The sequence below is a fragment of the Ruegeria sp. BHSB172 genome (genome assembly GCF_059613165.1).
Map to the genome: position 1 here is coordinate 96661 of NZ_JBXWRZ010000001.1, position 12043 is coordinate 108703.

Annotated in this window: 11 protein-coding genes; 4 read left to right on the forward strand and 7 right to left on the reverse strand. The window is 62.3% G+C overall.

All coding sequences use genetic code 11. From position 1 onward, the window contains the following. Positions 1-82: 82 nt before the first annotated feature. Positions 83-1240 carry a ribonuclease D gene (rnd, locus tag AC2FM3_RS00470; RefSeq protein ID WP_496678169.1) on the forward strand — a complete coding sequence of 386 codons (1158 nt, stop codon included), beginning with the start codon at positions 83-85 and terminating at the stop codon, positions 1238-1240. Positions 1241-1246: 6 nt separating this feature from the next. On the opposite strand, the gene AC2FM3_RS00475 is transcribed toward rnd, so the two are convergent. Then, positions 1247-1699 carry a hypothetical protein gene (locus tag AC2FM3_RS00475; protein WP_496678171.1) on the reverse strand — a complete coding sequence of 151 codons (453 nt, stop codon included), beginning with the start codon at positions 1697-1699 and terminating at the stop codon, positions 1247-1249. Between the two features lie 212 nt (positions 1700-1911). Here AC2FM3_RS00475 and AC2FM3_RS00480 point away from each other — a divergent pair, with 212 nt between their 5' ends. Continuing rightward, complete coding sequence (locus AC2FM3_RS00480) at positions 1912-2322, forward strand: SufE family protein (protein WP_496678173.1); 411 nt, start codon at positions 1912-1914, stop codon at positions 2320-2322. A gap of 9 nt (positions 2323-2331) precedes the next feature. Here AC2FM3_RS00480 and AC2FM3_RS00485 read toward each other — a convergent pair whose 3' ends face one another. From AC2FM3_RS00485 to AC2FM3_RS00495, 3 genes are all read right to left on the reverse strand, one after another. Beyond that, positions 2332-3000 carry a DUF1638 domain-containing protein gene (locus AC2FM3_RS00485; protein WP_496678174.1) on the reverse strand — a complete coding sequence of 223 codons (669 nt, stop codon included), beginning with the start codon at positions 2998-3000 and terminating at the stop codon, positions 2332-2334. Positions 3001-3077: 77 nt separating this feature from the next. Continuing rightward, entirely contained in the window at positions 3078-4112 is a 1035-nt protein-coding gene (locus AC2FM3_RS00490; protein WP_496678176.1) for a Hint domain-containing protein, read from the reverse strand. A 146-nt stretch (positions 4113-4258) separates the two neighbouring features. After that, complete coding sequence (locus AC2FM3_RS00495) at positions 4259-4957, reverse strand: corrinoid protein (protein ID WP_149774433.1); 699 nt, start codon at positions 4955-4957, stop codon at positions 4259-4261. 290 nt (positions 4958-5247) lie between these two features. Between AC2FM3_RS00495 and AC2FM3_RS00500 the strand changes: the two genes are divergently transcribed. Next, positions 5248-6318, forward strand: a complete 1071-nt coding sequence (locus tag AC2FM3_RS00500) for a PA0069 family radical SAM protein (protein ID WP_496678177.1) — start codon at positions 5248-5250, stop codon at positions 6316-6318. 34 nt (positions 6319-6352) lie between these two features. Here the strand turns inward: AC2FM3_RS00500 and gltA are convergent, their stop codons facing one another. Then, positions 6353-7648 (reverse strand): citrate synthase, encoded by a 1296-nt coding sequence (gltA, locus tag AC2FM3_RS00505; protein ID WP_496678179.1) that lies wholly within the window; start codon positions 7646-7648, stop codon positions 6353-6355. A 102-nt stretch (positions 7649-7750) separates the two neighbouring features. Further along, positions 7751-9157 (reverse strand): glutamate--tRNA ligase, encoded by a 1407-nt coding sequence (gene gltX / locus AC2FM3_RS00510; protein ID WP_496678181.1) that lies wholly within the window; start codon positions 9155-9157, stop codon positions 7751-7753. 78 nt (positions 9158-9235) lie between these two features. Between gltX and AC2FM3_RS00515 the strand changes: the two genes are divergently transcribed. Then, positions 9236-11272 (forward strand): ComEC/Rec2 family competence protein, encoded by a 2037-nt coding sequence (locus AC2FM3_RS00515; protein ID WP_496678182.1) that lies wholly within the window; start codon positions 9236-9238, stop codon positions 11270-11272. On the opposite strand, the gene lexA is transcribed toward AC2FM3_RS00515, so the two are convergent. After that, positions 11266-11964, reverse strand: a complete 699-nt coding sequence (gene lexA / locus AC2FM3_RS00520; RefSeq protein ID WP_490361103.1) for a transcriptional repressor LexA — start codon at positions 11962-11964, stop codon at positions 11266-11268. The two genes, AC2FM3_RS00515 and lexA, sit on opposite strands and share 7 nt — an antisense overlap. Between the last annotated feature and the right edge of the window lie 79 nt (positions 11965-12043).

Sequence of the window (12043 nt, forward strand, 5' to 3'; positions counted from 1 at the left end):
TCGGCTTATGGTCTGCCGAAGCGCTCGTGGCGGTGAAAGACCAACGGGCATTGACCACAGAAAGAGCAAGAACAGCGCGCGCATGAAGACCCTGAAGACCACGCAAGACCTGGCCGACTTCTGCACGGCTGCGGCCAAGTTTCCCTATGTGACCGTCGATACCGAGTTTCTGCGCGAACGGACCTATTACTCGAAACTCTGCCTCGTGCAGCTCGCTGTGCCGTCGGACGACGATGACAGTGCGGTTCTGGTCGATCCTCTGTCCGAGGGGATCTCGCTCGACCCGCTGTATGACCTTTTCCGGGACGAAAATGTCGTCAAGGTTTTCCACGCCGCGCGGCAGGATCTTGAGATCTTCTGGGTCGAAGCCGGGGTCTTTCCCAAGCCGCTGTTCGATACCCAGGTCGCCGCAATGGTCTGCGGCTTTGGCGAGCAGGTGGGCTATGAAACGCTGGTGCGCAAGATCTGCAAGCAGGGTCTGGACAAGACCTCGCGCTTTACCGACTGGTCGCGCCGTCCGCTGAGCGAAGCGCAAAAGACCTATGCGCTGGCCGATGTGACCCATTTGCGCCAGATCTACGAACACCTCGCCGCCGAACTTGAAAAGACCGGCCGCAGCCGCTGGGTTGCGGAAGAACTGCAGGTTCTGACCAATCCCGACACCTATGACATCCGACCCGAAGAGGCCTGGCGACGGGTCAAGACCCGCACAAATTCTGGCAAGTTTCTGGCCGTGGTGCGTGAATTGGCCAAGTTCCGAGAAACCTATGCGCAAGAGAACAACATTCCCAGAAACCGGGTGTTTAAGGATGACGCGCTGATCGAACTGGCCTCGACCAAGCCCCGCACCCATGCGGATCTGGGCGGGTCGCGCCTGTTGCTGCGCGAGGCCCGCAAGGGTGCGATCGCAGATGGTATCCTCGAAGCAGTCAAACGGGGCGTCAACTGCCCGCCCGAGGACATGCCCAAGGTTGACAACAGCCGTGACAAGCTGAAGGTCAACCCGGCCCTGGCCGATCTGCTGCGGGTGCTGCTCAAATCCAAGACCGAAAGCGCCGGCGTGGCCGCAAAGCTGATCGCCAACAGCTCGGAGCTGGACCAGATCGCGGCGGGTCAGCGCGACGTGCCGGCCATGTCGGGCTGGCGCTACGAGGTGTTCGGCGAGGACGCTCTGAAACTGTGCGAGGGAAAGATCGCACTGGCCGCCAAGGGGCAGAACGTCAAAGTCGTGCCGCTGTAGGGCAGCTCAGCGCCGCCGCGATTCCAGCGCATTCTGTTGGCCCCTGACGCGGATCAGGCGGATGCCGTCCAGGTCATCCTGGCTGATGTCGATCGCGTCGGTTACTTCGCGCGTCCGTTCGGGTCCCTGCGGAGTGGCATAGGGCGGATAGTTCACGCGGAATTCGAGTTCAAGCACGCCGTTCTTGCGGTTTTCCTCCGACTCAACCGGACGCAGTTGGGCGTCATAGGCCCCCTGACGAAAGGCCGTACCGCTTGCCAGAACGATCGCGCCCGAGGGCTTGCGGTCGATCCGCAACTCGTCGATCGTGGTGACCAGAACGCTGATGTCCTCGGCTTCGGGCCGGGCGAAGAATCCTCGTCCGGAACCCTGATCGGGGACCAAAGCGTTGGCGTCATCTGCGGGCGTTTCGACCGGGGCGGCGGGAGTGCTGCGGCCGAACCAATTCGACGGATTCACCCGCGAATCCCGCCAACCACTGCAAGCCGAAAGGGTCAAGGACGCGATCATGAGAACGGACAGAGTTTTTTGCATGGACCCAACGCTTTGCACAAAGTTACTCGATACCGATTAGCCTAATTCCAGTGGTTTGAAAAGGCGCGCTTGGGGTGGACAGGCCCGGTTTGGCGGCTTAGGTCAGGCCTTAGATGGAAACCAGAGGATCTGTGCCCATGGCAACCCCCACGTTCGAAGACATCGTAGAGGATTTCGAATTCCTGGAGGACTGGGAAGATCGCTATCGCTATGTGATTGAGCAGGGCAAGGCCATGCCGCCCCTGGACGACGCGCTGAAGGTTCCGGCCACCAAGGTAGACGGCTGCGCCAGCCAGGTCTGGCTGCACCCGGTTGTCGAAAACGGAGTTTTCCGGTTCGACGGAGACAGCGACGCCCTGATCGTGCGCGGACTGATTGCGGTGTTGCGGGCGTTGTACAACGGCCTGCCGGTCTCCGAGGTGCCCAAGGTGGATGCGGCAGCCGAACTGGCGCGGCTGGGGCTGAACGAGCATCTGTCTTCGCAGCGGTCCAACGGGGTGCGGGCGATGGTGCAGCGCATTCGAAGCGTCGCCAGCGAACACGCCTGATCCGGGGCGTCACTTGCTGGGCGCGCGGCTGGCCCAGTCCGACAGAGTTCGCTCCAGATCGCCATACCCGGTGAAGCGGCGTTCGAAAGCCAAGCCCATACGGTCGGCGCATTCCTTGGCTCGCTTTGTCAACTCAGGGTCGTCGGTCTGTGCCTGATAGACCAGCTTGGTGTAGTTCCCGAAATACATGTCGCGCAGCTGCGGATGACGGTCGAGCCCCAGAGGTTTCCAGACGAAGGCATCGAACTGACGCGCCAGGAAATCGGTCAGATAGAAGGCCGTAGCCTCTTCGTCGCCATGTTGGGCAAACCGGTCGTTGCCCTCGAAAAACGAATAGCAGTGTGGTCCCTTCACCATCTCGACGCCCAGCCGTTCGCAGGCCTGCTCCAAGAGGCCACCGGTGCCGCAGTCGGCATAGACCACGAAGATGCGGTCGAAGTCGTTGCGGCGTCTGGCCACGGCGTCCTCGACCGCCTGGGTGATTCGTTCAGGGTGAACATGCAGGATCGCCGGCAGGCAGGTCAGGGCCAGATGGTCCCATCCGTTGCGCCGTTTCAGATCGAGGATTTCGCGCGCCAACGCGCCGCAAGCGATCAGAAGAACGTTCTGCAGCGCGCCCGCGTCCGCATATCCGCGGATCGTCAGGCTTTCGTCATCCGGAAGATCGTTGCTGTGCATGTGCGGGTTTCCCTTGGTGCCATACCCAGCAGATACCGTCCGGGCCGGGGATGCAAGCTCGGTTCCGACATGGTCGGTCAGGCGACCGACGCCTGGGTCTCGTACGCGCGCAGGGCAGGGCGTGCCGTTGGGCCAAAGGCCTGCAGCCCGCGGTGCGCAAGCTCGGGGAAGAGGCTCAGAACTTCTGTGCGGGAGGCCTCGTCCAAACTGGTCCACCCCAGGGCGCCGGGGTGGAAGCTTTCGCTGATGCATCCCTCGGACCAGACAAGTTCGTGGCGGTCGAACAGCAAATGCAGATAGGTGACATTGCCGCCGGGGCGCAGCACGATCGAGTGGCCGTTCACCAGATGTTTTGCGGGGGCCAGCGCTTCGGGGTGACCGGTGTTCAACTCGACCCGCCAGTTGCGCACCAACATGCGATGCTGCTGCGAGACCAAAAGGTCTCGATCGTTGCCGATGGCCCCGCGCCGAAACAGGACCGGAGCGAAAGCGGCATGCGCGGGTACCGTGCAACGCCCGATCCAGCGCAGCGGCTGCAGGCCGTGATCGACCGTGGCCACCATGTCGCCGGGTTTCAGAGTTTCGACAGGGCGATCACCGCTTTCGGTACGGATTCGGGTGCCCTGCGTGAAACAGGTGACCAAGTCCCAGGTTTGACGATCCGCAGTCAGGCCGCGAAAGTCGCGCCCCGCCAGACTGTCCAGACGGATGGACTGGATCGGCCCAGCCGACAGGGCCGTCTGATCGGGGTTTGGAGCGAACTCGGGCATAAGATAGGTGTTGCCGTCGATATCCTGCGCGACGACTGCGGTGATATTGGCCGTCGTCCCATCGATATAAGTGATCGTCGCGTTGTAGATCGACGTGCCATCGAAAATCTGGGGCGGGCCGCCGTCGATCGAGAACTGATCGCCGTTGGCGTTGTTCATCTCGTACACTTGGCCGGGATTGCCTGCGGGGTTCCAAGTGACGGAGTTGTTGAGAAGAGCATTGCCCGGTCCGCCGAATTGAGACCCCACAAGGGCTTGTGCGTTTTCGGCGCGGTTGTTTCCTTCGAAGGTGTCGATGTCGGCTAGATTGCCGAGATAGATGGCCGTGAACGTCGTTGGCACAGGAACCTCGTATGCTCGTTAACGGTGTTCTACTAGCCAAAGATTTCCGGAAAGTTAAGCCGGAAATCAAAACACTCAACCTGTTGTCAAGAAATAAAAAAACCGCCCCCAGAGAGGCGGTTTGTTGATCGGGTCGGGCGTTGCGTTCAGCCGGCCAGCTGATTGTGCTTGCGCGACACGAATTCCTTGGCCGTTTCAACTGCCACCGCGGCGTCGCGACAATAGGCATCGGCACCGATTGCCTTGCCGAATTCTTCGTTCAGGGGGGCGCCGCCCACCAGCACGATATAGTCGTCGCGCTTGCCCTGTTCGACCAGCGTGTCGATGACGACCTTCATATAGGGCATGGTCGTGGTCAGCAGGGCCGACATGCCCAGAATGTCCGGCTGTTCGGTCTCCAGTGCTTCCAGATAGTTCTCGACGGGGTTGTTGATGCCGATGTCCACCACCTCAAACCCGGCGCCTTCCATCATCATGGATACGAGGTTCTTGCCGATGTCGTGGATGTCGCCCTTGACGGTTCCAATCACCATCTTACCGACCCGCGGCGCACCGGTTTCGGCCAGCAGAGGCTTGAGAATCGCCATGCCGCCCTTCATCGCGTTGGCCGCTAGCAGAACCTCGGGTACGAACAGGATGCCGTCGCGGAAGTCATGCCCCACGATGGTCATGCCGCCGACCAGAGCCTTGGTCAGAATGTCGTACGGGGCCCAGCCGCGTTCCAGCAGAATGTTGACGCCTTCCTCGATCTCTTCCTTCAGGCCGTCATACAGGTCATCAAACATCTGTTCGACGAGTTCGTCGTCATTCAGTTCCGACAGGACGATGTCTTCTTCATCGGACATGGGGCAAATCCCTGAGCTGTTGGGGCCATGGGCCCGTGGTGGCTGTTTTTTCCGTTTTGGCCAAAACGTCGCAGTCGGACTGTGACGATTGCGACCTCGGCGGTTCCGGGACCGACGTATAGGCGAAAATCTTACGTCCAACGAACGAAAATTTCACATGATCATTCTGTAGAAATTTCACGTGGATTCCATCCTCAGAGTTTAACCGAGGTATGCAAGAACGCGGTTCGGCTTGCGCCGAGATCGTCCCGTCGTTATCACTGTGTAGTTAGAACAATAGGTGAACAAACATGCGTGTTCAGCAGGAAAAACGTGCGCGGGGCGCCCGGTCCAACCAAGCCGGCCGGTACGAGCAGTTTGCGTATGAAGACTTCGATGATGGCTGGGATATCCCCGAGGTTCTGCCGCCCTTACGCACGGATGTCCGGTACGAAACCGCGCGGTCACTCATCACCTACAACAGGTCGCCGGACCTGCCGTTCGACCGGTCGATCAACCCGTATCGGGGGTGTGAACATGGGTGTGTCTATTGTTTTGCCCGGCCGACCCACGCCTATTTGGGCCTGTCGCCGGGGCTGGATTTCGAAACCCGCCTGATCGCCCGGCCGAACGCGCCCGAGATCCTGCGGGCCGAGCTTTCGGCGCGCCGCTACAAAGTGGCGCCGATCGCAATGGGCACCAACACAGACCCGTACCAGCCGATCGAAAAGACGCATGAGATAACAAGACGTTGTCTCGCGGTATTGCATGACTTCAACCACCCGGTGGCCATCGTGACAAAGGGAACGATGGTCGAACGGGACTTGGACTTGCTTTCCCCCATGGCGGCCAAAGGGCTGGTGCGGGTCGGCATTTCGCTGACCACGCTGGATGGCAGCCTGTCGCGGCGGATGGAGCCGCGCGCGCCGTCGCCGCAACGGCGGTTGCAGACCATTCGGGCGCTGACCGAGGCCGGGATCCCGGTGCGGGTGATGACCTCGCCCGTCATTCCCGGCCTGACCGACCACGAGCTTGAGGCCCTGCTGGAGGCAGGCCGAGATGCGGGGGCGGATGCGGCCAGCTGGATCATGCTGCGCCTGCCGCGCGAGGTTTCAGACCTGTGGCGGGAATGGCTGGCGGATCACGAACCGGGCCGCGCCGAAAAGGTGATGGCGCGGCTGCGCGAGATGCATGGCGGCAAGGACTATGACCCGCGCTGGGGGCATCGGATGCGGGGCGAGGGCGTCTTTGCCGAGCTGATCGCCAATCGGTTCAACGCAGCCGTGACCCGGTTGGGACTAGCAGTGCGAACGCCCGATCTGCGTTGCGACCTGTTCGCGCGGCCGCCGCTGCCCGGCGACCAGCTGTCACTGTTCCAATAGGAAAAGACCCCGCTCTGTGGCGGGGTCGGGTTCTTCAGCGGTTTTCGATGTCGACATAGTCGCGCATGGTCTCGCCCAGGTACAGCTGGCGCGGACGGCCGATCTTATTCTGCGGATCGGCGATCATCTCTTTCCACTGGCTGACCCAGCCGACGGTCCGCGACAGGGCAAAGATCGGGGTGAACATCGAGGTCGGGAAGCCCATCGCCTCGAGGATGATGCCCGAGTAGAAATCGACGTTCGGGAACAGCTTCTTCTCGGCGAAATACGGATCTTCCAGCGCCTGTTTCTCAAGCGCTTTGGCGACCTGCAGTTTCGGGTTGTTCTCAATGCCCAGCAGGTCCAGAACCTCGTCGGCCGATTGCTTCATCACCTTGGCCCGCGGGTCGAAATTCTTGTATACGCGGTGGCCAAAGCCCATCAGGCGGAACGGGTCATTCTTGTCCTTGGCGCGGGCGATGTATTCGGGGATGCGGTCGACGCTGCCGATCTCTTCCAGCATCTCCAGGCAAGCCTGGTTGGCGCCGCCATGGGCCGGGCCCCACAAACAGGCAATGCCGGCCGCGATGCAGGCGAACGGGTTAGCGCCCGAGGACGACGCCAGACGCACGGTCGAGGTCGAGGCGTTCTGCTCGTGATCTGCGTGCAGGGTAAAGATGCGGTCCATGGCGCGGCTGAGGATCGGGTTGACCTCGTAGTCCTCGGCCGGAACGGCAAAGCACATGCGCAGGAAGTTCGACGCATAGTCCAGATCGTTCCGCGGATAGACGAAGGGCTGACCGATATGGTACTTGTAGGCCCAGGCCGCGATGGTGGGCATCTTGGCGATCAGGCGGTGCGACGCGATCTCGCGCTGGCGCGGATCCGAGATGTCGGTCGAGTCATGATAGAAGGCCGACATCGCGCCCACGACACCCACCATGATCGCCATCGGGTGCGCGTCGCGGCGGAACCCGCGATAGAAATACTGCATCTGCTCGTGCAGCATCGTGTGGTGGGTGATGGTCGTTTCGAACTGTTCCAGTTCGTCGGCCTTGGGCAGATATCCATACAGCAGCAGGAAGCACACCTCGAGGAAGTGCGATTTCTCGGCCAGTTGGTCGATCGGATAGCCGCGGTGCAACAGTTCACCCTTTTCACCGTCGATATAGGTGATGGTGCTGTCGCAGCTGGCGGTCGAGGTAAAGCCGGGGTCATAGGTGAACACGCCCGCATGGCTGTACAGTTTGCGAATGTCGATGACGTCCGGCCCGGCGGTCGGCGAGAGCACCGGCAGTTCGTAAGTGTCGCCGTGGACGGTCAGCGTGGCGGTTTTGTTGCTCTCTGTCATGGTATCCCTTCCTCAATCATGCGTATGGCGGAGCCCGCACCGATGGTGCGCACAACCCTTGCGTCGTTGGTCCTAGCCGAGCAGCGTTACCCGAACGTGAAGTCAGGATCGGTTCGCTGCGTCGGATATCCGCGCCAAGGTCTCTTCTCGCCCCAGCACGAGCATCATGTCAAAAACCGAAGGGGTCACCGCCCGTCCTGCCAGGGCCGCACGCAGCGGACCGGCCAGCTTTCCGAACTTCAGCCCGTTCGCCTCGGCGAACGAATTGAGAACCTCCTCCAGCGTATCACGCGACCAGCTAGCACTTTGCAGGTGCGGCGTCAATTGCTCCAGTATACCATCGGATACAGAAGCAAGCGCCTTTTGCGCCTTCTCATCCATGTTGATCGGGCGTGAGGCCAGAACAAACTGAGCTTTTTCAAGTAGTTCCGGAAAAGTGCGCGCACGGTCCTTGAGACAATACATCGCGCGCCCCAAGTCAGCCACCTGTGCTTCCGTCAGCTGCGGCAATTTCGCAGCCTCCAGATAGGCCTGAATTTCTTGCCGCAATGCAGCATCGTCCGAAATCGCAATGTGTTGTCCGCACAAGTTTTCCAGCTTTTTCAGGTCGAAACGCGCCGGGCTTTTGCCGATTCCATCCAGATCGAACCATGCGCGGGCCTGCTCATCGGTAAAGAATTCGTCGTTCCCGTGGCTCCAGCCCAGCCGCGCCAGATAGTTGCGCATGCCGGCGGCGGGATAGCCCATCGCCTGATATTCCTGCGCCCCCAAAGCGCCGTGGCGCTTGCTGAGCTTCTTGCCGTCGGGGCCGTGAATCAGCGGGATATGGGCCCAGACAGGAACGTCCCAGTCCATAGCCTGATAGATCATCATCTGGCGCGCGGCGTTGTTCAGGTGGTCATCGCCGCGGATCACATGGGTGACGCCCATGTCATGGTCATCGACCACCACCGCCAGCATGTAGACCGGTGTCCCGTCCGAGCGCAGCAGCACCATGTCGTCCAACTGGTCGTTGCGGATGGTTACGTCCCCCTGCACCTTGTCGCGGATCACCGTAACGCCGTCTTGCGGCGCCTTGATGCGCACCACGAACGGCCGGTCGGGAAGGGTGCTGGGATCGGCCTCGCGCCAGGGGCTGCGGAACAGGGTCGATTTCCCCTCGGCCCGGGCCTGTTCGCGGAATGCCGCGATTTCTTCTTGGGTCGAGAAACACTTGTACGCCTTGCCCTCGGCCAGCAACTGGTTCGCAACCTCGGCGTGCCGGTCGGCGCGGGCGAACTGGCTGATGACCTCGCCGTCATGGTCCAGCCCCAGCCAAGCCATACCCTTCAGGATGGCCTCGGTCGCCTCGGGGGTCGAGCGTTCACGGTCGGTGTCTTCGATCCGCAGCAGGAACTTGCCGCCTCGGCCGCGCGCATACAGCCAGTTGAACAGCGCGGTGCGGGCGCCGCCGATATGCAAGAAACCGGTGGGCGAGGGGGCGAAACGTGTGACGACCTGTTCGGACATGGGCGTGATTAACCTTTTGGTAACCGTGGTGGGCGTAATCTGGCGCCTGTCTAACGAGCCTCAAGGACGGGGGCAACCATGCGTGTTCTGGCACGGGTCGAAGACGCGCTGCTGAACCAGCGTGGGCATCTTTTTGCGTGGTCTCCGGTCTGTCTGGCAATCGGCATCGGCCTGTATTTCGGACTGCGGTTCGAACCCGGTCCGAGCCTGTATCTCGGTCTGTCCGCCCTGTCTCTGCTCGCCATGTGGGCGGGATGGCGGATGCGCGAAGCCTGGGCGCCGTTGGCAATTGGGGGGGCGTTGATCGCCGCCGGGTTCCTCCTGGCCGGTGCGCGCGCCCACATGGTCGCAGATCCGGTTCTGCAATGGCGTTTCTATGGCCCGGTCGAGGGGAGGGTCGTGGCGCTGGACCGGTCTGCGTCGGGCGCGCTGCGGGTGACATTGGACCAGGTGCGGATCGGGGACGTACCGCCGGACCAGACACCGCGGCGCGTCCGGCTTTCACTGCACGGGGATCATGTGCCGCCGGTTCCGGGCCAGCGGATCATGACCACCGCGCATCTGAGCCCGCCGCAAGGCGCGGTCGAACCTGGCGGGTTCGACTTTCGCCGCCATGTCTGGTTCAAGCGGCTCGGGGCGGTCGGCTATTCGCGCGTGCCGGTTCTGACGGTTGCGCCGCCGCGTGCCGAGGGCGTGCGCATCGCCGGTTGGCGTATGGCCATATCGCGGCATGTCCAGTCGATCCTGCCCGGCGATGTCGGAGGTTTTGCCGCCGCCGTCACGACCGGCGACCGAAGCGGCATGTCGCGTGCCACGCTCGAAGGGTTGCGGGCGTCGAACCTGGCGCATCTGCTGGCGATTTCCGGGTTGCACATGGGGTTGCTGACGGGGTTCGTCTTTCTGGCCTGCCGGATCGCACTGTCCGCGATCCCGCCGGTTGCGCTGCGGCTTCCGGTGCGCAAAGTCGCGGCGGTGTGCGCGCTGGCGGCCGCCACATTCTATCTGTTGATGTCCGGTGGCAACGTCGCGACCGAGCGCGCTTTTGTCATGGTCGGCGTGATGTTCTGCGCTGTGCTGATCGACCGCCGCGCCATATCGCTGCGGGCAGTGGCGGTTGCCGCGCTGATCGTATTGGTGCTGCGGCCCGAAACGCTGCTCAGCCCCGGTTTTCAGATGTCCTTCGCGGCAACGACAGCGCTGGTCGCCGTGTTCGGAGCCTTTCGAGAGCTCCGCCTGACAGAGGCGCCCCGATGGGTGAAGGCGGTCGGCGGACTCGTGGCGTCGTCCGCCGTGGCGGGTCTTGCCACCGCACCGATCGGGGCTGCGCATTTCAACGGCGTCTCGCATTATGGCTTGTTGGCGAATGTCCTGTCGGTCCCCGTCATGGGCACGGTCGTCGTGCCGGCTGCGGTGGCGGCAGCGATCCTTGCGCCACTGGGGTTCGAGGCCGTGGGGATTCAGGTGATGGGTCTGGGGCTCGGTTGGATCCTGACAGTTTCGGATTGGGTGGCGGGGTTGGACGGGGCACGCGGTTTCGTGCCCAGCCCTCCGGGCTATGTGCTGCCGGTCTTTGCCCTGGGGGCGCTGTGGGTCGTGTTGTGGCGCGGCGCGGCGCGATGGCTGGGTGCCGTGCCGGCCTTGTGGGTGTTCCTTGTGTGGAACCAGGCCAGCCGACCCGAAGTTCTGATTGCCGATACCGGAGGTCTGGTCGGCGTGATGACCGATCAGGGGCGGGCGCTCAGCAAGGACAAGGGCGGCGGATTCATCGCCTCGGTCTGGCTGGAGAATGACGGGGACGGCGCGGCCCAGGAACAGGCTGCCCGGCGTTGGCCCGACGATGGCGGGCTGGTGCGCCGGATTGTTGTCGGAGAAACCGAATTGGTGCATGTCACCGGCAAACGCGCGGCGAAAACGTTGACCGGCTGTAGCGAGGGCCAGATCGTCGTCAGCCCGGTACCGCTGCAACTGACCGGTGGATGCGCGGTTTTCGGACCCAAGGAACTGAGGCGCAGCGGCAGCCTTGCGCTGAAGGGCGGGCAGCTAGTCAGCAGCGCCGAAATCGGCGGAAACCGGCTGTGGTCTCCGGTTGTGCCGCGCGATGATAAAATTCAGTAGGTGCGGATCAGGCCGACAAGACGCCCCTGGACCTTGACCTTGTCCTCGGGCAGCACGCGGGTTTCATAGGCCGGGTTGGCCGCTTCCAGCGCGATGGCGTTGCCCTTGCGAAAGAATCGCTTCAGAGTGGCTTCCTGATCCTCGACCAGGGCGACGACGATATCGCCATTGTCGGCGGTTGAGGTTTCGCGGATCACCACGACATCCCCGTCGTTGATCCCGGCATCAATCATCGAATCCCCGCGCACCTCGAGCGCGTAGTGCTCACCGCGACCGGACACCATGGTTCCGGGCACGGCCACATGATGCGAGACATGGCTGATGGCTTCGATTGGCACGCCGGCCGCGATCCGCCCCATGACGGGAAGCTCGGTCGCGTCCACGGAAACGGGCTCGAAATTGGCAGGGCGGGGGCCGTCTGGCCTGTCGCCTTCAATCACCTTGGGCTTGAAGCCGACGGTGGGTTCGCCACCCAGGCTTTCCGGCAGTTTGACGATTTCGATCGCGCGGGCACGGTGGGCAAGGCGACGGATGAAGCCCCGTTCCTCGAGCGCGGTGATCAGGCGGTGAATGCCCGATTTGGATCGCAGGTCCAGCGCAGTCTTCATTTCGTCGAAGCTGGGCGGAACACCATCCGCCTGCACCCGCTTGTGGATGAATTCCAGCAAATCCAACTGCTTCTTGGTCAGCATCGCTCAAACCTCGCCGCTCATGCGTTTTCTTTTGTTCTACGCATGTTCACCTTTTGTGTCAACGGTGGCGGTGGCTGAC

Coding starts and splice junctions, on each gene's coding strand:
- rnd (WP_496678169.1), top strand. CDS start 83: ATGAAGACCCTGAAGACCACGCAAGACCTGGCCGACTTCTGCACGGCT.
- AC2FM3_RS00480 (WP_496678173.1), top strand. CDS start 1,912: ATGGCAACCCCCACGTTCGAAGACATCGTAGAGGATTTCGAATTCCTG.
- AC2FM3_RS00485 (WP_496678174.1), bottom strand. CDS start 3,000: ATGCACAGCAACGATCTTCCGGATGACGAAAGCCTGACGATCCGCGGA.
- AC2FM3_RS00495 (WP_149774433.1), bottom strand. CDS start 4,957: ATGTCCGATGAAGAAGACATCGTCCTGTCGGAACTGAATGACGACGAA.
- AC2FM3_RS00500 (WP_496678177.1), top strand. CDS start 5,248: ATGCGTGTTCAGCAGGAAAAACGTGCGCGGGGCGCCCGGTCCAACCAA.
- gltA (WP_496678179.1), bottom strand. CDS start 7,648: ATGACAGAGAGCAACAAAACCGCCACGCTGACCGTCCACGGCGACACT.
- gltX (WP_496678181.1), bottom strand. CDS start 9,157: ATGTCCGAACAGGTCGTCACACGTTTCGCCCCCTCGCCCACCGGTTTC.
- AC2FM3_RS00515 (WP_496678182.1), top strand. CDS start 9,236: ATGCGTGTTCTGGCACGGGTCGAAGACGCGCTGCTGAACCAGCGTGGG.
- lexA (WP_490361103.1), bottom strand. CDS start 11,964: ATGCTGACCAAGAAGCAGTTGGATTTGCTGGAATTCATCCACAAGCGG.